General features: G+C 64.4%; 19 protein-coding genes and 8 pseudogenes. 9 read left to right on the forward strand and 18 right to left on the reverse strand.

Annotated elements, in window-relative coordinates:
• Positions 1-10: 10 nt before the first annotated feature.
• The gene (locus HQ394_RS09680) at positions 11-1,225 is read left to right on the forward strand and encodes a trypsin-like serine peptidase (protein ID WP_190260089.1); all 1,215 of its coding nucleotides are present in this window, start codon (positions 11-13) and stop codon (positions 1,223-1,225) included.
• A gap of 167 nt (positions 1,226-1,392) precedes the next feature.
• On the opposite strand, the gene HQ394_RS09685 is transcribed toward HQ394_RS09680, so the two are convergent.
• Both HQ394_RS09685 and HQ394_RS09690 read right to left on the reverse strand, forming a co-directional pair.
• Entirely contained in the window at positions 1,393-1,560 is a 168-nt protein-coding gene (locus HQ394_RS09685) for a hypothetical protein (protein WP_190260090.1), read from the reverse strand.
• Complete coding sequence (locus HQ394_RS09690) at positions 1,557-2,741, reverse strand: IS701 family transposase (RefSeq protein WP_190260091.1); 1,185 nt, start codon at positions 2,739-2,741, stop codon at positions 1,557-1,559. Before HQ394_RS09690 ends, HQ394_RS09685 begins: the two co-directional genes overlap by 4 nt.
• Before the next feature lie 319 nt (positions 2,742-3,060).
• On the opposite strand from HQ394_RS09690, the gene HQ394_RS09695 reads away from it, so the two are divergent.
• Positions 3,061-4,191 (forward strand): IS4 family transposase, encoded by a 1,131-nt coding sequence (locus tag HQ394_RS09695; protein WP_190260092.1) that lies wholly within the window; start codon positions 3,061-3,063, stop codon positions 4,189-4,191.
• Here the strand turns inward: HQ394_RS09695 and HQ394_RS09700 are convergent.
• From HQ394_RS09700 to HQ394_RS09715, 5 genes and pseudogenes are all read right to left on the reverse strand, one after another.
• Positions 4,188-4,577, reverse strand: a complete 390-nt coding sequence (locus HQ394_RS09700) for a transposase (RefSeq protein ID WP_407644737.1) — start codon at positions 4,575-4,577, stop codon at positions 4,188-4,190. The genes HQ394_RS09695 and HQ394_RS09700 overlap by 4 nt on opposite strands.
• Positions 4,574-5,424, reverse strand: a pseudogene (gene istB / locus HQ394_RS09705) (IS21-like element helper ATPase IstB). Before istB ends, HQ394_RS09700 begins: the two are co-directional and overlap by 4 nt.
• Before the next feature lie 23 nt (positions 5,425-5,447).
• A complete protein-coding gene (locus tag HQ394_RS21515) occupies positions 5,448-6,041 on the reverse strand; it encodes a Mu transposase domain-containing protein (protein WP_456151576.1) in 594 nt (197 codons plus the stop codon).
• A 12-nt stretch (positions 6,042-6,053) separates the two neighbouring features.
• Positions 6,054-6,950 (reverse strand): annotated as a pseudogene (gene istA / locus HQ394_RS21520) (IS21 family transposase); the annotation flags it as partial.
• Positions 6,951-7,062: 112 nt separating this feature from the next.
• Positions 7,063-7,689 (reverse strand): annotated as a pseudogene (locus HQ394_RS09715) (IS630 family transposase); the annotation flags it as partial.
• Between HQ394_RS09715 and HQ394_RS21145 the strand changes: the two are divergent.
• A pseudogene (locus HQ394_RS21145) lies at positions 7,667-7,927 on the forward strand (hypothetical protein); the annotation flags it as partial. The pseudogenes HQ394_RS09715 and HQ394_RS21145 overlap by 23 nt on opposite strands.
• 176 nt (positions 7,928-8,103) lie before the next feature.
• On the opposite strand, the gene HQ394_RS09725 reads toward HQ394_RS21145, so the two are convergent.
• Positions 8,104-8,736 carry a thioredoxin family protein gene (locus HQ394_RS09725; RefSeq protein WP_190260095.1) on the reverse strand — a complete coding sequence of 211 codons (633 nt, stop codon included), beginning with the start codon at positions 8,734-8,736 and terminating at the stop codon, positions 8,104-8,106.
• An 89-nt stretch (positions 8,737-8,825) separates the two neighbouring features.
• On the reverse strand, positions 8,826-9,599 hold the full coding sequence (locus HQ394_RS09730) for a protein-disulfide reductase DsbD domain-containing protein (RefSeq protein WP_190260096.1): 774 nt from the start codon (positions 9,597-9,599) through the stop codon (positions 8,826-8,828).
• Between the two features lie 550 nt (positions 9,600-10,149).
• Between HQ394_RS09730 and HQ394_RS21525 the strand changes: the two genes are divergently transcribed.
• A complete protein-coding gene (locus HQ394_RS21525; protein WP_456151577.1) occupies positions 10,150-10,593 on the forward strand; it encodes a transposase in 444 nt (147 codons plus the stop codon).
• A 238-nt stretch (positions 10,594-10,831) separates the two neighbouring features.
• Here HQ394_RS21525 and HQ394_RS09740 read toward each other — a convergent pair whose 3' ends face one another.
• The 8 genes and pseudogenes from HQ394_RS09740 to ubiE all read right to left on the reverse strand — a co-directional run bounded on the left by HQ394_RS09740 (position 10,832) and on the right by ubiE (position 17,839).
• The gene (locus HQ394_RS09740; RefSeq protein WP_190260097.1) at positions 10,832-11,278 is read right to left on the reverse strand and encodes a DsrE family protein; all 447 of its coding nucleotides are present in this window, start codon (positions 11,276-11,278) and stop codon (positions 10,832-10,834) included.
• The gene (locus tag HQ394_RS09745) at positions 11,268-12,074 is read right to left on the reverse strand and encodes a HesA/MoeB/ThiF family protein (RefSeq protein ID WP_190260098.1); all 807 of its coding nucleotides are present in this window, start codon (positions 12,072-12,074) and stop codon (positions 11,268-11,270) included. The genes HQ394_RS09740 and HQ394_RS09745 overlap by 11 nt, the downstream gene beginning before the upstream one ends.
• A 50-nt stretch (positions 12,075-12,124) precedes the next feature.
• Entirely contained in the window at positions 12,125-13,111 is a 987-nt protein-coding gene (gene cysK, locus HQ394_RS09750; RefSeq protein ID WP_190260099.1) for a cysteine synthase A, read from the reverse strand.
• A 69-nt stretch (positions 13,112-13,180) separates the two neighbouring features.
• Positions 13,181-13,635 (reverse strand): annotated as a pseudogene (locus HQ394_RS09755) (RrF2 family transcriptional regulator).
• 50 nt (positions 13,636-13,685) lie between these two features.
• Positions 13,686-14,120: pseudogene (gene dut / locus HQ394_RS21530) on the reverse strand (dUTP diphosphatase); the annotation flags it as partial.
• Between the two features lie 18 nt (positions 14,121-14,138).
• A pseudogene (gene coaBC / locus HQ394_RS09760) lies at positions 14,139-15,338 on the reverse strand (bifunctional phosphopantothenoylcysteine decarboxylase/phosphopantothenate--cysteine ligase CoaBC); the annotation flags it as partial.
• Positions 15,339-15,445: 107 nt separating this feature from the next.
• Positions 15,446-16,972, reverse strand: coding sequence for a 2-polyprenylphenol 6-hydroxylase (gene ubiB, locus HQ394_RS09765; protein ID WP_190260100.1), 1,527 nt, complete (start codon positions 16,970-16,972; stop codon positions 15,446-15,448).
• A 72-nt stretch (positions 16,973-17,044) separates the two neighbouring features.
• A complete protein-coding gene (gene ubiE, locus HQ394_RS09770) occupies positions 17,045-17,839 on the reverse strand; it encodes a bifunctional demethylmenaquinone methyltransferase/2-methoxy-6-polyprenyl-1,4-benzoquinol methylase UbiE (RefSeq protein WP_190260101.1) in 795 nt (264 codons plus the stop codon).
• Positions 17,840-17,910: 71 nt separating this feature from the next.
• Between ubiE and mutM the strand changes: the two genes are divergently transcribed.
• From mutM to rpsT, 3 genes and pseudogenes are all read left to right on the forward strand, one after another.
• A complete protein-coding gene (gene mutM / locus HQ394_RS09775) occupies positions 17,911-18,753 on the forward strand; it encodes a bifunctional DNA-formamidopyrimidine glycosylase/DNA-(apurinic or apyrimidinic site) lyase (RefSeq protein ID WP_190260102.1) in 843 nt (280 codons plus the stop codon).
• A 75-nt stretch (positions 18,754-18,828) separates the two neighbouring features.
• Positions 18,829-19,605 (forward strand): enoyl-CoA hydratase, encoded by a 777-nt coding sequence (locus tag HQ394_RS09780; protein ID WP_190260103.1) that lies wholly within the window; start codon positions 18,829-18,831, stop codon positions 19,603-19,605.
• 261 nt (positions 19,606-19,866) lie between these two features.
• Positions 19,867-20,134, forward strand: a pseudogene (rpsT, locus tag HQ394_RS09785) (30S ribosomal protein S20).
• A gap of 181 nt (positions 20,135-20,315) precedes the next feature.
• Here the strand turns inward: rpsT and HQ394_RS09790 are convergent.
• The gene (locus HQ394_RS09790; RefSeq protein WP_190260104.1) at positions 20,316-20,837 is read right to left on the reverse strand and encodes a hypothetical protein; all 522 of its coding nucleotides are present in this window, start codon (positions 20,835-20,837) and stop codon (positions 20,316-20,318) included.
• A gap of 56 nt (positions 20,838-20,893) precedes the next feature.
• Between HQ394_RS09790 and dnaA the strand changes: the two genes are divergently transcribed.
• The gene (gene dnaA / locus HQ394_RS09795; RefSeq protein WP_190260105.1) at positions 20,894-22,372 is read left to right on the forward strand and encodes a chromosomal replication initiator protein DnaA; all 1,479 of its coding nucleotides are present in this window, start codon (positions 20,894-20,896) and stop codon (positions 22,370-22,372) included.
• Positions 22,373-22,550: 178 nt separating this feature from the next.
• Positions 22,551-23,666 (forward strand): DNA polymerase III subunit beta, encoded by a 1,116-nt coding sequence (gene dnaN, locus HQ394_RS09800; protein WP_190260106.1) that lies wholly within the window; start codon positions 22,551-22,553, stop codon positions 23,664-23,666.
• The last annotated feature ends 71 nt before the right edge of the window (positions 23,667-23,737 follow it).

A 23,737-nucleotide genomic window follows, 5' to 3' on the forward strand; every position in this document is an offset into this window, starting at 1 on the left:
GGGAAGGGCTATGGCGACCACCGATCCGAACCTCGCGCGACAGTTTCTTCACAGCTTCTCCCGTACTCTGGAGGGGGCGGAAGCCGCGACGCGTGGGCTGCGTGATCAGGGTGACGTGAGGAGCAAGATTGATGCCTGCCGCCAGGGGCTGGCTTTGATCCGGGAGAAGGCGGAACGCCGCAGCACCGGGGCGTCATCGGGGCTGGAGAGCTTGGCCGCACCCGCGTCGGCGTCGCCGCCGCCAACCCGCGATGCGCACGACGACGTCGTCGGCGACGCTGAGAAAGGGCTGTCCCGCCTCCTGGCCGAGGGCGAGAGTGCCCGGCTGTCGCGCGCGGAAGCGTTCGGCCTGGAAGTCGTTCTCCTCACCGACGGCAGCCGGCCATCGCTGTTCGTGCAGAACGATAGCATCGACTTCGCGGAGAGATGGAACGCGGCGACGGCAGGCAACTGGCGGACACGGCTGCAGGCGAGACTGCCGCGCATCCGGGACGCGCTGCGCTCGGTCGGGCGTGTCGATCTCGTCGATGGCAGCCAGCGCAACGCCATCGGCACCGCCTTCCTCATCGCGCCGAACCGGGTCCTGACCAATAAGCACGTGCTGCAGGACATCGCCTTCCGCGACGGCGGGCAATGGCGGTTCATCGGCCGGATCGAAGTCGAGTTCGCCGGTGAGCTCGACGTGCGGCGCGAGAGGCTCTGCCTCGTTACCGGCGTGCATTTCGCCAGTCGCGACGCAATCAGCGAGGACATCGAGTTGGCGAAGATGGACGTGGCGATCCTCGACATCGCTCCCGCCGGAAGCGACCCGCTCCCGCCGCCGCTCTCCATTCTCGCCGACGATACGGAGCTCGTGCGCGGCGCCGAGACGTATCTCGTCGGGTACCCGGCGGTGGCCGACGACGCTCTCTCGAGCGAGGACGTCAGACGCACCTTCGGGACGGCGATCTACGGCCGGAAGCGGCTTTCCCCGGGCACCGTCATCGACGGACCGCTGACCTTCGAGGACGGCAACACCCCCAACCGCGTGTTCACCCATGACTGCTCGACACTGGGCGGCAGCTCCGGGTCGTGTGTGCTCGACCTGTTCGAAGGCGGACGCTACGCCGTCGGCCTGCATTTCGGCGGATTGAAGGAGGCGGGCGCCAACTACGCACACGCCCTGCAGCGCCTGCGCGACCCCCTCGAGGCCGCGGGCGCGACGTACGCGACACCTCGGGGCTGACCTCGGCGCGGTAGCAACCATTAAGAAAAATAAAGGGCCATTTGTCCCACGGGGTTCGGCGGCGATGGCGGTGGGGTCGGTCGCCGGCAGGTGTCGGCGACGCCCGCTCGTAGCTCGCACGCTACTACACGGCATTGGCTAATGCGCTGATCAACACTCTCTTAGTACTACAGTTGCGTTTCTAGTCGTTTCTTGCGGTGACTGCTGGCGGCTGTCGTTTGGTGGCTGCGGCGCCATCGTGAGCAGGCCCAGACGAAGGCGGGATGGGTTTTCGCCCGGAACAGGATCCTTTCGAGCATGTGGCGGATTTCCGGCGTGGCGAGCGGGACGGTCATGCGGCCGCGGCGGCCGGACTCGTTTTGTCCCGTTTATCGAAGGCGATCCGGCGCTGGTCGGCCGACAATTTGGCGAGGAAGGCGGCGGCAGCGAGGACCAGGCTCATGTGGCGATGCCATCCGTGCCAGGAGCGCGCCTCGCAGTGATCGAGGCCGAGGTCGTCCTTCGCCCGCAGGAAGCACTCCTCGATCGTCCAGCGGAGGCCTGCGGCAGCGGCAAGCTCGGGCAGGGACGTGCCTTGCCGGGCATAGGCAAGGTAATAGGCGAGTGCTTGCGCATCACGCCGGCTGCGGCGGATGAGCAGCCAGCGCTCGAAACCGTCATCCGTCGACCATCCGAGCGGCAGCCTTGCCCAGTCGTAGAGCCTTGGACCCTTCGCCCCCTCGCCGGCGGTCAGCGACGACCACGCATCGTCCGCCAGCGTGTCCAGCATGGTGGCAGGGTCGGTCTGGACGAGGGTCCCGTCCTCGAGGAAGCGAAGGGTGTGGTTGGAGCGTACGGCAAGGACATAAGGCTGGCCGCGGCCCTCGAGCAGGTGCCGGAGTTGACTGTCCGAGCCGTAGAGCGCATCGGCGAGAACCCAGGCGCAAGGCGGGCCGGCGTCGAGCGTCCGCTCGATCATCTCCCGCGCCATCGCCGGCTTGGTCTTGAATTCGACGTCGTCCGGCACGGCGGCCGTCCGGCGGCGCGTCGCATCGTCCGCCCAGTCTTTCGGCAGGTACAGCTGCCGGTCGATGAGCGCGTGGCCCCAGCGGCTGGCGTAGGCGACGAAAACGCCGACCTGGCAGTTCTCGATCCGGCCGGCGGTGCCCGAGTACTGACGGCCGACACCCACCGAGTGCCGGCCCTTCTTCAGGAAACCGGTCTCATCGACAACGAGCACGCCGCCCGGATCACCCAGCGCGTTCGTCACGTACCCGCGCACCAGATCGCGAAGCTGGTCTGCCGACCATGAACTGCGTCCGAGCAGTGACTGGAGGCGATAGGGTGCCTCGAGGCCCGCCTGTTCGGCCAGCATCCAGCCGGTCTTGCGCGATGCCGCCGAGAACAGCCCGTCGATGAACATCCCGGCCGAACGGCGCGTCTCCGCCCGCCCCAGCGCCGGCGCGATCACCCGCCTCAACCCCTCGAGCTCCGCCTTCCAATCAACAAGCGTGCCCGCCCATTCCGCCACACCCATCCGTCGCCCTCCCACAGCCGCAGGCAACGGAACCATATTAGAGGATAAAATGCAACTGTAGTAGTAGAGCGTGATGAGATCAAGTTCGAGCGTAGCCGCTGTTGACGAGGTAGTTTGCGCATTCGGTGGCTGAGACGCTGTCGAGGATGCGGGCGATGGCGGTGCAGACCTCAGGAATCCCCTCATTTTGAGTTTTTTGATACGGATCAATGGGTTGCTACGGATGAGCTTTGCGGCGGCGGTCGGTTATGCAGGGTGAGAGGAAGGTTTCGAGGGTTGGGGTGGGGAAGTGAACGGGGTAGCGCGTCCTGAGTTTCGTTTGACCGACGTTCGTCGGTTTCTTGATGGGGTTTTCGCGGGGCATGTTCACGCCAAACGGATCGCGTCGCTGGCCAACGGCACGCTGGGGGTGATGACCGGTGCGTCGCTGGCGGTTTCGATGATCGGCCATGCGTTGGCGCAGGCGCGGGGATTGCTGACCAAGCATGCGGTCAAACAGGTCGACAGGCTGCTGAGCAACGCCGGCGTCTCCGTCTGGGAGATGTTCGGGCAATGGGTTCCGGAGGCGGTTGGCGGCCGCAAGGAAATCGTCGTCGCCATGGACTGGACCGATTTCGACGCCGACGGGCAGGCGACGCTGGCGCTCAATCTGGTGACCGGGCACGGCCGGGCGACGCCGCTGTTGTGGCTGACGATGCTGAAGGCGGAACTGGCGGGCCAGCGCAACGCCATCGAGGATGCGTGTCTCGGCCGCCTTGCCGGGGTGCTGCCGGCGGCGACGACGGCGACGATCCTCGCCGACCGCGGCTTCGGCGACCGCAAACTGTTCGATTATCTGACGAAATTGGGCTTCGCCTATGTCATCCGGTTCCGCGGCGACATCCGCGTCGACGCCGCCGACGGAGAAAGCCGGGCGGCGGCCGAGTGGGTCGGCAAGGGCGGCCGGGCGCGCCATCTGCGCGGCGCCTCGGTCACTGCCGCCGCGCAACCGGTCGGCGCCGTCGTCTGTGTCCACGCCAAGGCGATGAAGGAGCCCTGGTGTTTGGCGACGAGCAAGGCAGACGCATCGGCCCGCGAAATCGTCAACCTCTACGCCAGACGCTGGACCATCGAGCCCAGCTTCCGCGACACCAAGGATCTGCGCTTCGGCATGGGGCTCGGCGCCGTGCGCATCGGCGATCCGCAGCGCCGCGACCGCCTGCTCCTGCTCAACGCCTTCGCCGTGCTGTTCCTCACCCTGCTCGGCGAGGCCGGCGAAGCGCTCGGCATGGACCGCCACCTCAAGGTCAACACCGCCAAACGCCGAACCCATTCCCTGTTCCGCCAGGGCTGCATGCTCTACGACCTCATCCCGGCCATGCCCGAACCCCGTCTCCGGCCGTTGATCGAAAGGTTCCTCGAAATGCTAAAAAACAAACCAATCACCGCCCAACTGACGAACATAGCTTAAATGAGGGGATTGATGAGGGTGCAGACGGCGTCGCGGGTTCGTTCGGCGGCGTTGCGCAGGCAATGCTTCAGCTTGGCGAAGAGCTGCTCGATCGGGTTGAGGTCGGGCGAGTATTTCGGCAGGAACAACAGCGTGGCGCCGGCGGCGCGGCGCACCGCTTTGGTCTTGTGACTGCCGAGATTGTCCATGATGACGATGTCGCGCGGCTTCAGCGTCGGCACGAGGGCTTTCTCGACGTAGAGCTGGAAGCATTCTTTGTCAACGGCGGAGCAATTCTGGGCCACTGTAGCGGAGTAAAAGCAGGCCATTTGGGCGAGAGCGGTGCAATCACGGCAAGGGGCCCGATCGGGCCCCTTGCCGTGCGTCGGCTTTGCCTCGGGGATCAGGGCTTGCTGGTTTCGCCGGTCTCGGGATCGACGGTCTCGGCGGTGGTCTGGTTTTGCTCCGCCCGATCGGCTGCGGTGGGGGACGACGACGTCCGGCGGATTGCTTCAACCGGTAGCTGTCGCCGTTCATGGTGAGGATATGGACGTGGTGGGTCAGGCGGTCGAGCAGCGCGCCGGTGAGCCGTTCCGATCCCAGCACCGAGGTCCAGTCCTCGAACGGCAGATTGGAGGTGACGAGGGTCGAGCCGCGCTCGTAGCGCTGGGAGAACACCTCGAACAGAAGTTCCGCCCCGGTCGGCGACAGCGGCAGGTAACCGAGTTCGTCGACGATGAGCAACATCACCGACTGGAGATCGCGTTGCAGCTTCAGCAAGCGGCGCTCGTCACGCGCCTCCATCAACTGGTGCACGAGGGCGGCTGCGGTGGTGAAGGCGACGGTGAACCCCTTCTGGCAGGCGGCAAGAGCGAGGGCGAGCCCGACATGGGTCTTGCCGGTGCCACTGTTGCCGAGCGCGATGACGTTCTCCCGGCGCAGGATGAACTCGCAGCGGGCCAGCTCGAGCACCAGCATCTTGTTGAGGCTGGGAATCGCGGTGAAGTCGAAGGTGTCGAGGCTTTTGACCGCCGGGAAGCGTGCTGCCTTGATCCGCCGCTCGACCATTCGGCGTTCTCGGTCGATCAGTTCGAGTTCCACCAGGCGCAGCAGATAGCGGGGATGATCGACGCCGTCGCGTGCGCATTCGCGGGCGATCTTGTCGTATTCCCGCAGAACGGTCGGCAGCTTCAACTGCTTGAGGTGATGCGCCAGCAGAACCTGCGGTGTGCCGCTTGTCGTTCCCGCCGGCATCGCATCAGCGCCCGCCTTGCCGGTCATGCCGTTGTCCCGGGAACGAGAACGGCGTAGTCAGCCGCCGCCGTCATCCTGACGTCCATTTTCGGCAGATGTGGATAGGCCGTCAGGTCGAGCCGGGCCGGCCGCCGCTCGACGCGCGCCAGAGCAATCTGCTTGACCGCATCAAAGCCGATGACGCCGAGCCGGATCGCTTCGCTGACCGCGCTCGCCACCATCTCCATCGGGATCGCCTCCATCAGCCGCAGCACCTGGATGAACTCCCGCCTGCCGCGGTTGCCCATGCGCGCCTCGAGGAGATGGCGCAGGTGCTGGAACGCCTCCGGCAGATCCCAGTCTTTCAGCGCCGCCGCCTGGTCGAGGGCATTCGGCTTCGTCTCGATCAGCGCCAGATAGTGCAGCGGCTCGAATACGAAGGTGCCCGTGCCATAGCAGCGACGATGCCGGGCGATCGCCTCGCCGGCACAAAGGATCACCACCTCGTCGACGAAGCCCTTCACCACAACATCCCGGAAGCCGTATGCCGTCGGTACCGAGTAGTCGTTGCCGCGGTAGCGGACCAGGGCGGTCGATGAGACACGGGCCGCCCGCTTCTCGCTCGGCTCCAATGGCACCGCCGGCAAATCCCGGAAGGCTTCGAGGTCGGCGACGAGACGCTCGCCGATGGTTTCGCCGTGGCGACCGGCGCGTTCGCCTCGTCGCTGCCGGCAGCGCTCTTCCAGCATGGCATTGAGATCGTCGAAGCTTGCCGCCTGGGGGATCGGCGTCAGGAAGTTCGATCGAGCATACTTCACCAGCCCCTCGACCTTGCCCTTGTCGTTGCCCTTGCCGGGACGGCCGAAGCGATCCTGGANACAGGTAATGGCTCTGCAGTTCCGTAAAGGCCCGGGTGCGCTCCCGCCTGCCGTCGCCGCAGATCTNNTCGCCACCGCGAGCGTCGTGTTGTCGTAAAGCACCGACAACGGCACGCCGCCAAAGAAGGCGAATGCCGACACATGCCCGTCGAGGAAGGCTTCCGTCGTCTCCGCCGGATAGGCCTTCACGAAAGGAGTATCCGATTGCGGCAGGTCCATGCAGAAGAAGTGGATCTTCTGCCGGACGCCGCCGATCACGCCGATCGCCTCGCCAAAGTCGACCTGCGCATGACCGGACGGATGAGCCAGCGGCACGAAGGTCTCCCGCAATCTCCNCCGAGCAACCCGGACGTAGTCCCTCACCACCGTCAGACCGCCGGCATAACCGTGCTCGTCGCGCAGTCGCTCGAAGATCCGCTTGGCCGAATGCCGCTGCTTCGAAGGCGCCGTCCTGTCGGCCTCGAGGATGGCGTCGATCACCGGCAGCAGCACCCCGAGCTTCGGCTTCTTCACCGGCTTCGTTCGCGTGTAGCCGGGCGGCAACGAGAACCGGCACATCTTCGAAACCGTCTCACGGCTCAGCCCGAACACCCGGGCCGCCTCACGCCGGCTGTTGCCCTCGATGAAAACGAAATGCCGAACGGCGGCGTAGACTTCCACGGCAAACATCCCCGGCCGCCCCCAAAAAAAGAGACCGCCTAANNCCACTGGCCAGATTTTACTCCGGCGCGGCAGCACCAATCACCGCCGCTACGTGGCCTAATTTGTCACCGCCATACACACTCTCGCCGTTCATCGGCCCGTCGAGCAGCCACGGTGCGTCGACGCCATCGTGGCGGAGCGCGGCGATGAAGGTGCAGGTTTTCCAGTGCGCGTGCGGCACCTTCGCCTCGAGCCGCTCGCCGCAGGGCGCCCAGCCGCGCAGCGCCGCCATGTTGGTCTTGGTCCAGGTCTCGTCGATGAAGACGAGGCACGCCGGATCGATGCGGCCCTGATACTTCGCCCACTGCGCCCGCCGTCGGGCGATCGCCGGCCGGTCGCGCTCGCTGGCGATCAGGACTTTTTTATATGAGAGCCCCTCGGCGTGGACGAACTCCCACACCGAGCGATAGTCGACGGTGAGCCCGCGTTCGCCGGCGAGTTCCTGAACCAGGCCACGCTGGGTGAACGCCTTCTCGCGACAGCGCTGGCGCAGCCAGTCGGCATGCTCGCCGCTGATTTTCTTCGGCTTGTGCCCGCCCATCTTGCCGGCTGCCGCGCTGCCGGTCTCCTGCCAGCGATCGACCCACTTGATCGCCGTGCTGACCGCGACGCCGAAGTGGGCGGCCGCCTGCCGCCGCGACAACCCGCCGTCGATCACCGCCGCGACGACCCGTAGACGCAAATCGAGGGAATACGCTCTCGCCATCCATGCCGGCCTCCTCCTCCAGCCCGCATGGTGGGGCACATTCCACGCCAAAACGGAATCCCCTTTCGAATCAACGTCATCTCATCCCGCTCTAATGCCTAAGGCCTCGTCCTGGCGGGTCGCCCAGTTCGACATCGTCGAGATGAAAACCAGGATCAAGGTTCATTTGCCGACCAGCGCTCCCGATCAAGCGGTTCTCCGCTTCGCCCTCGGACGGATGCCGCGGCTCATCATGTGAACACCGGGGCGGTGCGCCTCCTCCCGAGCCCGTTCCCCACAACCACCAGCGCCTCTCGACCCGACCAATCCCCCATCCCGCGACAGGCGGAAACCAACCCACTCGCCAATATCAACCCTTACGCGCATCGCTGATTCAACACCCGACGCACGTTGTGTCCCGGTGAATAGTTCGGGTTAGGTGCCGTACTTGACCGAGCAGCCGTAGGACTGGGTCAGCGGCGTGGCGACGGGCTGGCCGCTCTTGGTCGCCGCCAACGCCTCGCGCACGTAATTGTGCGCCGCGGCCGGGTTGGCACCGGTGTTGCGCGGCTGGTCGTCGATCGCCCCCATGTAAACGAGGATCCCCGCGGCATCAATCACGAACATGTGTGGTGTGGTCTTGGCATTGTAGAGGTGGCCAATCGTCCCCATCGGGTCGAGCAGCACCGCCGTCGGCGCCGCACCACGCGACACCGTCAGCTTGTTCGCCTCCGCGGGCGTGACGTTGCCCTGCTCCTTGGGCGCCGACGAGACGATAGAGAGCCAAATAACACCGTCGGCGGTGGCTGCCTTTTGCAGCGCCTGCATGTTGCCGCTCTCGTAGTGACGCTGTACGAACGGGCACTCGTGATTGGTCCAATCAAGGACGACCACCTTGCCGCGAAAATCAGTGAGGGAGACCGTCTTGCCATTGCTGTCGGTGGCGGTAAAGGGCGGTGCTGGTTGGCCGAGCACCGGCCCGGCGGCGGCCATGCGCGCGTTGGCCAGCATCACTAGCACCGCCACGACGGCGGCAAAGGCCACCCAGCCGAAACGCTCGGCCGTCATTCGAAGGATGCCTGCACGCTGGATCGACATAGTTCTGTCCTCTGCTTGGTAACGGTTCAAAGTAAGCATCTGAAAGGCGACAGCAGTCGTCACGAGGGCACCGGCGCCCTGACCGTGTAGCCGATCCGCCCCGTCGCCCGCTCAAGCACCAAAACGCCCGATAACTCCGGCGGCACTGACGCAACGTTGGCCGGCCGCACCAGCCGCAGCCGCAAGCCATCGGCGCCTCGCTCCAGCGTTTGCGGCGCCGCATCGTCGATCTGGCCAAAGGCGTCGGGGAAAAACCAAGCACCGGTCACGGCACCGGAGCTTGGTGCAGTCGCTGCTGTGGCAGCGTCAAGACTCGAGATCGCCACAACGATGGCGCCGTCGTGAGTACTGACGGCAAGAGGTGCCTGAACCGGCTGCGGCACCTGCGCCGCGGCGACGGCAAAGGCGCGGGCGATCGCCGGGGCTGCCGGACGCGCCATCGTCGCCTCCACCGCCACCACTGGCAGTGTCAACGTCACCTCTGCCTGTTCCGGTACACAGATTTCAGCACAGACCAGCCAGTCAACCGCGGCAGCGAGCGGCGCCGTGGTTCCCGGCGGCAGCACCGCCGGTGGCGTCATCCGTGCGGTCAGCCAGACATCGCCAGCATAGCCGTAGCTGACGATGCCACCGCTGGCGAGTCGCTCCGGGATCGGCCAGGCGAGCGGCGCGGCAGTGAAACCTTCGGGTAGCCGCCACTCCACATGGGTGGGGGCGCCGGCCTCGCCCGGGTTGGACCAATACGTGTGCCAGCCCGCGGGCAGTTGCAGGCGGACTGCCAAGGTGAAGGGCACCCCGGCGGCAATCGCCTCGGCATCGGCGACGAGCGACACCTTGGCAATGGGCGATCCGGGGGCGATCCGGGNGCCGGCAGCGATGGTCGGCGCTACGGCAAGGACACTCAGTAACAGCGGACACGCCCGCCCAAGCCGCAGCCATCGTCGCGACCGTACCCCCGCCGTCCAGGCGTGAAGTTCTTCACCTGCCCGTCGTCGATCGTAGCCATATGCCGTCCGATCGTCCTGTCAGCCCAACCCTGCGCCACCACCTACGGTCGCCGCGACAACCCGGCCAGCTGCGATGCACCGCCTTGCAGGTAGGGACAGCGGTCGCAGCGACAAGAGGCAACGAAGTTCACAATTTGCGGAAGCGACGATGCGCCGGCGACCCCTGGGTGCTACCGACGATCGCCATCCTGCGGCTAGGAGACCTGCGCGCGGGTATGTCTGGACGAAGCGCTTGGATGATGATTCCCTCAATCTGGGCAATGGATTGGGATGAAGCATGCGCCAGCGGCGGATTGGTTGGGAGGGCTTCGGGTTTGGCAATGGCAGCACGGCACGCCGTTCGTCGTTGGACGACTTGGCGAAGCTGATCGATTGGATGCCGATTGAGCCGCACCAAGCCGACATCGCGAGCGCGGCGAAGGGAGAGCCGGCTTGGCCGCCCCTGGCCCTCTTCAAAGCGATGCTGCTGACGGTGTGGTCCCATCTCTCGGACGTCAAGCTCGCCGAAGCGCTGGATGACCGTTGGTCATTCCGGCGGCTCTGCGGATTTTCGGCCCTGGAGAGGACACCGAAACGGACGGCCTTCGTGCGTTTTCGCAAGGCACGGGTGGCGCGCGGACTGGACAAGGCGCTGTCGCGTGCGGGGGCGGATCGAGACAATCTTCGGCACACGGAAGCGCAGCTATGGCTTACGCCGGATGAGATGGCGNGGGCTCACCAAGGAGGCTGCCCAGGTCCGTTTCACCGAAAGTGCGTACAACCTCAAGCGCGCGCTGACGATCCTTGCCGCTGCAGCGTGACAAGCGTGGGCTCGCCATGACCGCAAACCCCAAACGGAACCAATAGCCCCGGCAGCGGATGACACGACCTTTGAGCAACACCAGAAACCGCGAAAAATCGCTGCGCAGACCTACCCGCGCACAGGTCTCCTACTATACACAGCCCTCGTAAACGCCACGAGTGCGCGTTCTCTTCTCCCTTGACCCTCGAACTCAGGCGGGAAAGCCAGTCTAGCGCGGCTTTCCCGCCTGCTTTTTTTGTCGCAGTGGCCAGAGGAGTCAGATCTGGAGGAGACGGGCGGCAGGTAAGGCTGCCAACAGCGTCACCACTCCCGCTTCGATCATGGGAACATCGTCCCGTAGATCGCGGCGGGTCAGGCCGATGGCGCGCAGGCCCATTTCGCAGACAATGAAGCGGACATCGAGGGCGACGCACGCCTCCAGCAGTTCAGCGAACCCTGCCACCCCGCGGCGGCAATAACGATCGTCGATCTCGCCACCGCTGGCACCGCCCGCCGCCGGCAGCTGCCGCCAGGTGTCGCCGGTCACCAGGGCGCGGATCGCTTCGCCGGTGAAGAACAGCGTCGCCGGCCCACCGATCGCCGCTGCCGCCGCGGCGAGGACGAGGGCGTAGTGGACGCGTTCGTAATCGCCGGAAAAGACGATCACCGACAGTGCACCCGCTGCCGCCGCCAAGTCTTCGGTCTCGCCACTCTCAGTGGGCATGGATCGACAGGTCGTGAATCGACGGCTGGTCGCCGCAGAGGGGGCAGCCAGAATCGGGGCGGACGCGGATGCGGCGGAAGATGCCGCGCAGTCCGTCACAGATCAGCAGGTAGCCGGCGAGACTCTCGCCGATGCCGAGCAGTTCCTTGATCACTTCCGTCGCCTGCAGCGAGCCGATGACACCGCAGAAGGCGCCCAGCACGCCCGCCTCGGCGCACGACGGCACCTCTCCCGGCGGCGGCGCCTCGCGAAACAGGCAGCGATAGCAGGGCCCGCGTTCAGCACCCGCCGCCCTTGGATGCGATCGGAAGGTCGCCACCTGGCCGTCGAAGCGGAGGATGGCGCCGGAGACCAGCGGCCGGCGGGCGAAGTAGCAGGCGTCGTTGACGAGAAAGCGGGTGGAGAAATTGTCGCTGCCGTCGGCGATCACGTCATAGTCGCCGATGAGAGCGAGCGCGTTCGCCGCAGTCAGCCGCGCGGCATAGGGGATCACCTGCACCTCCGGGTTGATGCGGGCAATACTTTCCTGCGCACTCTCCACCTTCGCCCGGCCCACCGCTTCGGTGGCATGAGCAATCTGCCGCTGCAGGTTGGAGAGGTCCACCGCATCATCGTCGATGATGCCGATGGTGCCGACGCCGGCCGCCGCCAGATAAAGCAGCAAAGGCGAGCCAAGGCCGCCGGCGCCCACCACCAGCACGCGCGAGGCCAGCAGTCGCGCCTGCCCCTCGCCGCCGATCTCGTCCAGCAGGATATGGCGCGCATAGCGGCGCACCTGCGCATCGGTAAAGCTCATGCGTCCTTGTTGATCATGGCGGCGAGAGCGTCGGCCGGCGCTACCGGCGGCTAGTCGAAGTCCAGACCATCGAACAGCGCCGTCGACAGGTAGCGCTCGGCGAAGGAGGGTAGAATGGCGACGATCCGCTTGCCCTGCATATTCGGCCGCCGCCCCACCTCGATTGCCGCCGCCAGCGCGGCGCCGGAGGAAATGCCGACGGGAAGTCCCTCCAGTCGCGCCACCTTGCGCGCATGGACGAACGCCGTTTCGTTGGCGATCTTGATCACCTCGTCGATCATGCGGATGTTCAGCACCGCGGGAATGAAGCCGGCGCCGATGCCCTGAATCTTGTGCGGCCCCGGCAGCCCGCCGGAGAGGACCGGGCCNNTGTCCTCCGGCTCGACCGCGACCACGCGCAGCCCGGGACGACGTGCCTTCAGCACCTCGGCACAGCCGGTGAGGGTGCCACCGGTGCCGACACCGCTCACGACCACATCGACCTCGCCGCCGGTGTCGCGCCAGATCTCCTCGGCGGTGGTCCGGCGGTGAATCTCCGGATTGGCGGGATTGGAAAACTGCTGCAGCATGATGGCCCCTGGCGTACTGCCAACGACTTCCTCCGCCTTGGCGACGGCTCCCGGCATGCCCTTCGCCGCCGGCGTCAGGACAATGCGCGCGCCTAGCAGCGCCAGCATCTTGCGGCGCTCGATCGACATGCTTTCCGGCATGGTGAGGATCAGCTTATAGCCGCGCGCGGCGCAGACAAAGGCGAGCGCGATGCCGGTGTTACCGGAAGTGGGCTCCACCAGCGTTGCCCCCGGTTTGATGCGGCCGTCGGCTTCCGCCGCATCAACCATCGCCAAGCCGATCCGATCCTTCACCGAATGCAGCGGATTGAAGAACTCGCACTTGCCGAGAATTTCGGCCTCAACCCCGGCGTCGGCGGCAAACTTGGCCAAGCGGACGAGCGGAGTGTTGCCGATGGTTTCGGTGATGCTGTCGTAGATGTGGCCTTGTGCTGCTGGTAAGTCGACGTCCGTCAAGCGGTCATCCATCAAAAGAACCTCCCGGTTCGGTGCATTGCATTGCCGTCTGGCCGGCAGCCGCGAGCCGGCATGGAGCCCTCAAATGGAAAAATCGAGTTTGGCTCGTCCTTCGCTCGCAATGCCGGCATTGTTTGCACGCAGGCAAAGCTCGTCAATGGTAACCTCATCGAGCTGTGCCATGATGTCCTGTTGTAGATGGGACCACAGCGGCCGCACCACCTTAAGTCCCAATGCCGAGTTCAAATCGGCCTCGTCATCGTCCTCATCCGGCTCGGCGTTATGGACGACGCGGACAATTTCGCCAACCGTGATCCGCCGTCGCTCACGGGCGAGCCGATAACCGCCGCGCGGACCGCGCACCCCCACCAACACACCCTGGCGGACAAGGTTCTGCAGCGCCTGTTCGAGATAGCGTCGGGGATTCCCTGACGTTCGGTAATCTCGCGACTCTGTACGGGTTCGGCGCCTGAATGATAAGCGATATCAAGCACTGCTTCGATGGCAAACAGTGTCTTCCGCGATAGCCGCAGCACCATGCTTTATGACCCCCGCCCCCGACAATCGTCGCCGCATGCGTTCCTGTTGATCCAAAGCCGCCATCGTTCCGTTCCGACGGTGACAGGCTCGATCGCTCATCCCACTGGATCGACGTGACAGGCGCAACCACCATCTGGGCTATGCGCATGCCGCGATCGAGACGAAATGTCTGCGAGCCGAGGTTGATCAGGATGACGCACACTTCACCTCGATAGTCTGCGTCGATGGTTCCCGGGCTGTTGAGCACGGTGATGCCGTGCTTGGCGGCAAGCCCGGAGCGTGGCCGCACCTGGGCTTCGTACCCCGGCGGCAGGGCGATCGCTACCCCGGTGGGGACCAGCGTCCGTTGCAGTGGTGCGAGTTCGATGGGTTCGCCGATGGCAGCGAGCAGATCGACGCCAGCACTGAGCTCCGTAGCCCGCGNTCGGCAGCGGCANNGGTCGCTGGCATGGTCGAAGCGATGGATGGGTACGCTCAGCATTCGATNCTGCTCCGGCCGCAAGGTTTCGGTAATGCGTTGCACCAGTCGCTCCGCCACGTCGTCCTTGCTCATTTCGGGCCACTCTTCGATACCGGTGGCGCTGATCAGGTGGATCGTGTTGCGATCGCCACCAAAGGTGCCGGTGGCGGGCGAGACGTCGTTGGCGAGGATCCAGTCGCAGCCCTTGCGTTGACGCTTGGCGCTAGCGTGCTCGAGGATGCGTGTCGTCTCTGCTGCAAAGCCAACCACCAGTCGCGGACGCCGGTCGCCCTGTTGGCTGAGCGTGGCGAGAATGTCGGGGTTTTCCATCAGTGCGATTGCCGGCGCCGCCGCCGTGGCATCCTTCTTGATCTTGTCGCTGACCATGTTCGCTGCCCGCCAGTCGCTGACCGCAGCAGCGCAGACGACGATCTCCACCGGCAATGCCGCTTCACAGGCGGCGAGCATCTCGCACGCCGTTTCCACCGGGATGGTGCGAACGCCATCGGGGTCGGCGAGGCGGGTGGGACCGGACACCAACGTGGTTTCGGCGCCGGAGCGTGCCAGTGCCGCGGCGATTGCGTGCCCTTGCCGACCGGAGGAGCGATTGGAAATGAAGCGGACCGGATCGAGCGGTTCAACCGTCGGCCCGCTGGTGACGAGGGCGCGCAGACCTTGCAGCCGTGCGCCGGCGGCGAAAAAGGTTTCCAGAGCGGTGACCAACGCCGCCGGCTCGGCCATGCGACCCGGCCCCCACTCGCCACAGGCCATGTCGCCTTCATCCGGGCCGACAATGGTTACGCCGCGCCGGCGGAGAGTGGCGACGTTATCCCGGGTAGCCGGATGCAGCCACATCCGCACGTTCATCGCCGGGGCGACGATCACCGGCTTGTCGGTGGCGAGGAGTGCCGTCGACGCCAGATCGTTGGCGAGGCCGGCCGCCATGCGGGCGAGGAGATCAGCGGTGGCCGGCGCCACCAGCACCACATCGGCTTCACGCGACAGCCGGATGTGGCCCATTTCGCTCTCGTCGGTGAGGGAAAAGGCGTCCTGGTAGACCTTGTCTTCGCTCAGTGCCGCCAGCGACAGCGGCGTGACGAAGTTTGCCGCCGCCGGTGTGAGGATGCAGCGCACCGTGGCCCGTCGCTCCCGCAAGCGGCGGATGAGCTCCAGACACTTATAGGCAGCGATACCAGCAGAGATGACAAGGAGGATACGCTTATTGGCAAGCACGCTCATGCTACGGACAATTAACGATTCACATTTGTTATAAGCTGGGGGTAGACTCGCACATTCACAAGCGCGGGGGCGCGGCGGAAGCACGCCGCCGTGCGGGCAGGCCAGCCTCAGTGAAGCATGGCGTAACCCACTGCCGCAGCGGCGATGATCCATGGCAGCCACTGACCGAAATTGCCGCCGTTGCCAGCGAGGGAGGCCATCGTTTCGGGATGCAGTCTGATCCGTCCTTCGGCGAGCAGTGCTGCACCCTTCTCGGCGAGACGAACGGCGTCGGTGATGCGCGTCGCCGTCGTTCCCAAATCCTCGGCCATTTCGCGCAGCCGCACGTCGGGGCGCATCTGCGTTTGCATCCAATCGGCGATCATCGGCCGCGCCAGGGTCCACATGTTGATGTCAGGACAAAGCGCGCGCCCGGTGCCTTCTGCCACCAGCATGGTTTTCTGCAGTAGCAGCAACTGCGGCTGGATCGCCATGCCGAAGGTTTCGGTGACGCGAAACAGGTGACTGAGAAGGTGGGCGACGGAAATTTCGTTCTGCGGCTTGTCCAGGATCGGCTCGGCGATCGACCGGCAGGCCTGGGCGAAGGCGGCGACTGAGCGATCGCGCGGGATCCAGCCGGCACGGAAATGCACATCCGCCGCCAGTTTGAAATCGCGACTGAGGAAGGCGAGAAGGAGTTCGGCAAGGTGCCGGCGATCGGCACGATCGATGCGCCCCATGATGCCGAAATCCACTACGGCAACTCTGCCGTCCGGCTGCACAAACATGTTGCCGGGATGCAGATCGGCGTGGAAAAAGCCGTCGCGGAAGACTTGGCGGAAGAAGGATTCGGCGGCGATCGCCAGGATTTTCTCCGGATTGAAGCCGTCGGCGACCAGCCGCTCACGATCATAGATGGGAATGCCGGTAACCCGCTCCAGCGTCAGCACCCGCTGGCCAGTGCGGGACCAGTCCACCGCCGGTACGTAGAAGTTACGATCGTCAGCGAAGTTTTGGGCAAGTTCGGACGCGGCGGCGGCCTCCATCCGCAGGTCCATCTCCATCGCCACCGACTCGGCCCACAAGGCCACCGTTTCCACCGGGCGCAAGCGGATGAACTCCGGTCGCACGCGTTCCACATGCTTCGCGCCCCAGCGGAAAAGATCGAGGTCACGACGGAAGGCGGCTTCCACGTCCGGTCGCAGCACCTTGACCGCGACCGCGCGCCCTTCGGTGGTCTCGGCAAAGTGCACCTGGGCGATGGACGCTGCCGCCACCGGCTGATCGTCAAAACGCCGGAACAGCGTCTCGATCGGCGCGCCCAGCTCCGCGGCGATGATGGCGCGGGCCTCCTCGGCCGGAAAGGGCGGCAGGCGGTCCTGGAGGTGGGCGAGGTCAGCGGCGAAGTCGTCGCCGAACAGATCGGCGCGCGTTGAGAGTGCCTGCCCCAGCTTGATGAACGACGGGCCGGCAGCAACTAGCGCCCGCGCCAGCTTCTCGCCCGGGCGTCCGGGTTGCGAAGTGCTGATGGCGCGCAGCATCGGCCGCACCAGCGGTGGCAAGGGGAGGTTCAGTAACGGCGCAAGCGCGTCCTGGCGGGCAAGGGTGCGCACCAGCGACAGCATGCGGATCAAATTGCGCAGGGTCTGCAGCACCGGCTTAGTCGGCGCCTGTGTCGGCTCGCATGCGCCTGCTACCAGGGACTCGCTCCAAGGTAGGTGTGCGCATCAGATCCGCCACGCCGAATGCAGCGCGGCAATGCCACCGGACAAATTGCGATAGCTCACCCGTCGGAGCCCGGCGTCGCCAATCATCTTCGCGAACACCTGCTGGGAGGGAAACCGGCGGATGCTTTCGGCGAGATAGCGATACGAGCCGGCATCGCCGGCGACGAAGCGACCCAGAAGCGGAAGGATGTTGAAGGAGTAGGTATCGTAGACGCGATCGAGAACGGGCAGGCCGACGCGGCTGAATTCGAGACAGAGAAAGCGGCCGCCCGGTCGCAGCACCCGTCGTGCCTCGGCAAGCGCCTGTTCGATATGGGTGACATTGCGGATGCAGAACGCGATCGTGTAGGCATCGACCGAGGCATTGGCGACCGGCAGCGCCTCGGCGTCGCCGCAGACCCAGGAGAGGCCGTCGATCAGGCCGCGATCGATGGCGCGGTCGCGACCGACCGCCAGCATCTCACGATTGACGTCGACCACCACCACCGAACCGGCGCCGCGCTGGCGCAGGCGGAAAGCAATGTCGCCGGTACCGCCACCCACGTCGAGAACCTGTATCCCCGGACGCGGGGCAAGCCAGTCGAGCATCGCGCCCTTCCACAGGCGGTGGATGCCGCCGCTCATCAGGTCGTTCATCAGGTCATAGCGGCTGGCGACCCGATCGAAAACGCCACGGACCAGCTTCGCCTTCTCCGCCGCGGCGACGCGACGAAAGCCAAAGTGAGTCGTGTCGTCCTCGGAAGCAGGAGCGTCGGACGGCGGTACGGACGATTGACCGGGGGTGTGCTTGAACATGGCGACGGCACCATAGCCGAAGGCACTAGCGTGCGCTACCCTGGCGCCACATCCCTTTTATCGAAGCCGCGATGCCCGAATTGCCTGAAGTGGAAACCGTTCGCCGCGGCCTTGTGCCCGCGTTCGTCGGCCATTGCCTGACCGGCGTGGTGCAGCGGCGCCCGGATCTGCGTTTCCCTCTGCCCGACGATTTTGCCGGCCGTTTGCGCGGACGACGGATCGATGCCATCGACCGACGTGGCAAGTATTTGCTGCTATTGCTTGAAAACAGCTGGGTGTGGATCGCCCATCTCGGCATGTCTGGCCGGTTTCGCATCTTCCCCGACGCTCCGGATGGCGAGGAGGCGCATGATCATCTGCTGTTCACCACCGACGCCGGGGCAACGGTCACCTTCAACGATCCCCGCCGCTTCGGCTTCATGGACTTGGTGATGGCAAGCGAGGTCGACCGGCATCCGATGCTGATGCGCCTCGGCCCCGATCCGCTCGGCCCGCTGTTCGATGCCGCCTATCTTGCCGCCCGGCTGCAGAGTCGCCGGACGCCGATCAAGGCGGCACTGCTCGATCAGGGCATCGTCGCCGGCATGGGCAACATCTACGCTTCGGAGAGCCTGTTCCGGGCGCGGATCGCCCCTGACCGCCTGGCCGCTTCGCTGACACCGCAGCAGGTGGAGACCCTCGTTGCGTCGATCCGCAGCGTGTTCGTGGAAGCCATCGCCGCCGGTGGCTCCAGCCTGCGCGATCACCGCCAACCATCCGGCGAACTNGGGTTTTTTCAACACCATTTCGCGGTATACGGACGGGCCGGTCGTCAATGCCCTGACTGTCGCTGTAACGTTGCCGAAACGGGTGGCATTCGTCGCATCGTTCAAAGCGGCCGAGCGACGTTTTTCTGCGGGCGTCACCAGCGATAAAGGCCATGCGGAGTCCCGCCGCAGCCATCGCCGGTGCCGAAAATCCAACCAAGAGAGGACAAGGAGGGGAANGTGATGGCTTACGAATTCATCATTGCCGAAGCACGCGGCGCGGTCGGCGTGATCCAGCTCAACCGTCCGAAAGCACTGAACGCACTCAATGCCGAACTGATGATGGAAGTGGCGGCAGCGGTGGACGCCTTCGAGGCGGACGAGAGCATCGGTTGCCTCGTCGTGACCGGCGATGAGCGGGCGTTTGCGGCGGGTGCCGATATCAAGCAGATGAAGGATAAGACCTTCATGGACTGCTACAATGAAGACTTTCTGACCCGCAAGTGGGAACGGATCGCCATTTGCCGCAAGCCGGTGATTGCGGCGGTGTCTGGTTTCGCGCTCGGCGGCGGCTGCGAACTGGCTATGATGTGCGACATGATTGTCGCTGCTGATAATGCGGTCTTTGGCCAGCCGGAAATCTCCATCGGCGCCATTCCCGGTCTCGGCGGAACGCAACGACTGACCCGCGCCATTGGCAAGTCGAAGGCGATGGATCTCTGCTTGACCGGTCGACAGATGAAGGCCGAAGAGGCAGAGCGCGCCGGTCTGGTGGCGAGGATTGTCCCGCTTGCCGATCTGATGACCGAGGTCATGAAGATGGCGACCAAGATCGCTTCCACCTCGCGGCCGATTGCGATGATTGCCAAGGAGGCGGTCAATCGCGCCTTCGAGAGCAGCCTAGCTGAGGGCCTGTTCTTTGAGCGGCGGATGTTCCACGCGATCTTCGCCACCGAGGACCAGAAGGAAGGCATGAACGCCTTCGCCGAGAAGCGCAAGCCGGCCTTCAAGCACCGCTAGACGTGTAGAGCGCGACGCAGGCGATTTTCCGGCGGATAATCCTTCGGCGGATCACGATCTTCGGCGGGCCGGGCGCAGCGGGGCGGCGCCCGGTTCTTCGACGCCTTCCCGGGCGCCATGCCGCCTGCTGCAGCACAGCGCCGGTTGTTGTTCCCGGGCATCAGGCGGACGCAATTCAGGTGCAGACCGTTGACGCTCCCCGCTCGGGGAGGCTACAAGTCCTTCCCCCTTCTCTCAACCAGGACAAGGACACCATGAGCTATGGCGAATAACGCCTCGGCCAAGAAACGCATTCGTCAAACCGCGCGGCGGACCGAGGTCAATCGCGCCAGGGTCTCGCGTATTTCGCACCTTCCTGCGCAAGGTCGAGTCAGCGATCGCAGGTGGCAACAAGGTTGAAGCAGAGGCGGCATTCCGTCTGGCGCAGCCGGAGTTGATGCGCGGCCGCAAACGCGGCGTCGTGCACGTCAACACGGTCTCGCGCAAACTTTCTCGGCTCAGCGCGCGTATCAAAGCCATGCAAACCTGATTTGCCTGTGCTGGCGGCAAAGGGGCCCTGCCCTGTCGCCGCGACGCCAGGACAGCGCCTGAACACGATGCAGCGAGCTCTCTTTCATCAGGGCAGCGAGGCGCTTCGCTATTGACAAATACTTCATTGCTTTTGTTTGAGGTTTTTGTCGGGCGCGGCGCTGTGGCTGCCGCCAGATTTTCTACCATAGGTAGAGAACTGAAGAATCAAAAGCGCCAAAAAGTGTCAAGCGCTTTTTTTGGGTCGTTCCGGTTTCGGTCTTATTGCGCAGGTTACACCGGATCATTACAGTTTCATTGGTCTCCACGTTTTTACAAAGAAATATAAAGAAAAGGGCAAGAAACTCTTTCGCAGCTGCAAAATGTTCTTTTGCGAGGCGGGGGAGGCTTGCGGTTATTGAGAAAGCAGTCGCGGAGCGGGATTGATCTCTGTGCGGCGGATAGGCGTACAGAGCATGTGTAGCGAAGGCGGGATGTGCTTGTCGGGAGTTTTGCGGCGAAGGATCGGGGTCGGGACCTTCCCACGGGGGTGGGGACTGTATCTGTGGGTAACGGATAGTAGCTTTCATCGTCAGCACGGCAGAGGGCCGTCGTAAGACAAGACGCGCGACAGTCAGCGCTTTGGTTGGTTTCGTGTCGTTGTCAACAGTGTCATCAAGACGCTGGCGAGCATGCTTACCCAAAACCTGAAACGCAATATTCACGCACGTATTTCGCTCCGGAACGGATCGGTAGCCGGATTAGCGACGGCGGGAGCATCATGGACATTGAGCGAAGCGGTTCTTTGGACAATCAGTGGAAGAAAATCAGTGGGTTACTTCGCGCTGAGTTTGGTGAGGCAGCCTATCGCAGCTGGTTGAAGCCCATGACGCTGCATGGGCAACGCGAAGGTAAGGTTACCCTGACCGTGCCCACCCGTTTTATGCGCGATTGGGTGATGGCGCACTACGCCGACCGCATGTCGGCCCTGTGGGGAAGCGAGAACCCAGCCGTCCTCGCTGTGGATGTGGTGGTGCATCGCGATGAGACCCCGCCGCAGTGCGGTTTGCACAGCGTGAAAGCGCCAGCGCTGCGCTTTGCGGCGCCAGCGAACGGAGCGTCGAAGAACGGAACGCCGACCAACAGAATGCCGGCGAACGGAACAGCAGTGAACGGAACAGCGGCAAGACTTGACGTGGCCGAAATGCCGGAGTCGACAATCGCCTCCGGCGATGACCTGAGCGCGCCGCTTGATCAGCGATTCTCCTTCGACAACTTCGTCGTCGGCAAACCGAACGAGTTTGCTTATGCGGCAGCACGCCGGGTGGCCGATGCGGCGAAGGTGTCTTTCAACCCGCTTTTCCTCTATGGCGGTGTCGGTCTGGGCAAGACCCACCTGATGCACGCCATAGCTTGGTACATTCGTGAGCGTTACCCGGCACGTAAGGTTGTCTACCTTTCGGCCGAGAAGTTCATGTACCACTTTATTCGGGCGTTGCGGGAGCAGAACACCGTCAACTTCAAGGAGCAGTTCCGCTCCGTCGATGTGTTGATGATTGATGATGTTCAGTTTATCAGCGGCAAGGACTCGACGCAGGAAGAATTTTTCCACACCTTCAACACTCTCGTTGACCAGGGGCGGCAGATCGTCCTGTCCGCTGACAAGTCGCCGAGTGACCTGGAAGGGATCCAGGATCGTCTCAAATCCCGCCTCAACAACGGTCTGGTCGCCGACATCCACGCCACAACCTACGAACTGCGGCTCGGTATCCTGCAGTCGAAGGCGGAGCGGATGGGCCTCGTCATCCCGCGCAAGGTGATGGAGTTCCTCGCCCAGCGCATCAGCTCCAACGTGCGTGAGCTGGAGGGGGCACTCAACCGGGTTGTCGCCCATGCGCAGCTGATCGGCCGCGAAATCTCGGTCGAGACGGCACAGGACGTGCTGCATGATCTCCTGCGCGCTAACGATCGACGGGTCACCATCGACGAGATCCAGAAGCAGGTGGCGGCCCACTTCAACATCCGCATTGCCGACATGTCCTCGGCTAGGCGGGCGCGGGCGGTGGCGCGGCCACGCCAGGTGGCGATGTACTTGGCGAAGCAGCTTACCTCCCGTTCGCTGCCGGAGATCGGCCGCAAATTCGGTGGCCGTGACCACACGACGGTGATGCACGCCGTGCGCAAGGTCGAAGAACTGCGGGCGCAGGATGCGGCGTTTGCGGAGGACCTAGAGCTGCTGCGACGGATGCTGCAGGGCTGAGGCGGCTGTGGCGGATTTCGCTCGCAAGGCGTTGTTCCTCTGCTATACTCCCCGCATTAGTAAAGCTGGCATCCGCCCGACAGCGGTGCCGCAACGGCACTAAGCCGGCATAACCAGCTACTGCCAGGGTAATCAACAGCGCCCAGGACGTAGCCTAAGCCCGAGACCCGTTCACATCATGAAACTTACCATCGATCGGGCGGCGTTACTCAGAGCCCTCGGCCACGTGCAAAGTGTCGTCGAGCGACGCAATACCATTCCGATTCTCAGCAACGTCAAACTCGAGTCCAAGCCGACGGAGCTGCATCTCAGTGCCACCGATATGGATTTGGAAGTACTTGAGATGGTTGGGGCAAGCGTGGCAGCGCCGGGATCGGCGACCGTGCCGGCTCACACCCTCTACGATATCGTCCGCAAGCTGCCGGACGGTTCCGACGTCAAGCTCGATGCGACCGGAGGCGATCGGTTGACGCTGGTCTGCGGTCGATCGCGGTTTACCCTCGCCTGTTTGCCGGTGGAGGATTTCCCGCTGATGGCAGGTGGCGACCTCACGCATCAGTTCCGGCTCGCCGCTGCTAGCCTACGCAGCCTTATTGATCGCACCCGATTCGCCATTTCCACCGAAGAGACCCGCTTTTATCTGAACGGCATCTACCTGCACGCCGCAGTTCGCGACGGCGTCGACGTCCTGCGCGCTGTGGCTACCGATGGCCACCGGCTGGCCAGTGTCGAGGTGCCGCTGCCCGATGGGGCGGCAGGTATGCCGGGTGTCATCGTCCCGCGTAAGACGGTCAGCGAGGTGCGCAAGCTGATCGACGGTGCAGAGGACGAACTGGAGATTGCCCTGTCCGCCAGCAAGATCCGTTTCAGCAGTGGCTCAGCGGTGCTGACCTCGAAGCTGATTGACGGTACGTTCCCCGATTACGAGCGTGTCATCCCGGCGCACAACGACAAGACCCTTGATGTGGACTGCAAGCAATTCGAAGCGGCGGTCGACCGGGTCGCGGCGATTTCGAGCGAGCGGTCGCGGGCGGTGAAGCTTCGGCTGGATAACGGCATCCTAGAACTGACGGCGAGTAGCCCTGAGCACGGGACCGCCCAGGAAGAACTCGAAGTCACCTACGCTGGCGAAGCGCTCGAAATCGGCTTCAACTCCCGCTATCTCCTCGATATTACTACCAATATCGAAGGCGAGTCGGTGCGCCTCAACATGGCGGATGCCGCCTCGCCAACTATCATGCGGGAAGTGGGCGACGCCAGCGCCATCTACGTGCTGATGCCGATGCGCGTTTAGGTGGCGCCGCCGCGCGACCAGCCGATTTGGCAATCGTGAGTACACGCGAAGACGAGAGAACGGCAGCAGAT

Source organism: Defluviicoccus vanus (assembly GCF_014672695.1).
Taxonomy (GTDB): Bacteria; Pseudomonadota; Alphaproteobacteria; order Rhodospirillales; family Defluviicoccaceae; genus Defluviicoccus; species Defluviicoccus vanus.

Coding starts and splice junctions, on each gene's coding strand:
- HQ394_RS09680 (WP_190260089.1), top strand. CDS start 11: ATGGCGACCACCGATCCGAACCTCGCGCGACAGTTTCTTCACAGCTTC.
- HQ394_RS09685 (WP_190260090.1), bottom strand. CDS start 1,560: ATGACCGTCCCGCTCGCCACGCCGGAAATCCGCCACATGCTCGAAAGG.
- HQ394_RS09690 (WP_190260091.1), bottom strand. CDS start 2,741: ATGGGTGTGGCGGAATGGGCGGGCACGCTTGTTGATTGGAAGGCGGAG.
- HQ394_RS09725 (WP_190260095.1), bottom strand. CDS start 8,736: ATGACGGCCGAGCGTTTCGGCTGGGTGGCCTTTGCCGCCGTCGTGGCG.
- HQ394_RS09740 (WP_190260097.1), bottom strand. CDS start 11,278: ATGCCCACTGAGAGTGGCGAGACCGAAGACTTGGCGGCGGCAGCGGGT.
- HQ394_RS09745 (WP_190260098.1), bottom strand. CDS start 12,074: ATGAGCTTTACCGATGCGCAGGTGCGCCGCTATGCGCGCCATATCCTG.
- ubiE (WP_190260101.1), bottom strand. CDS start 17,839: ATGTTCAAGCACACCCCCGGTCAATCGTCCGTACCGCCGTCCGACGCT.
- HQ394_RS09780 (WP_190260103.1), top strand. CDS start 18,829: ATGGCTTACGAATTCATCATTGCCGAAGCACGCGGCGCGGTCGGCGTG.
- dnaA (WP_190260105.1), top strand. CDS start 20,894: ATGGACATTGAGCGAAGCGGTTCTTTGGACAATCAGTGGAAGAAAATC.
- dnaN (WP_190260106.1), top strand. CDS start 22,551: ATGAAACTTACCATCGATCGGGCGGCGTTACTCAGAGCCCTCGGCCAC.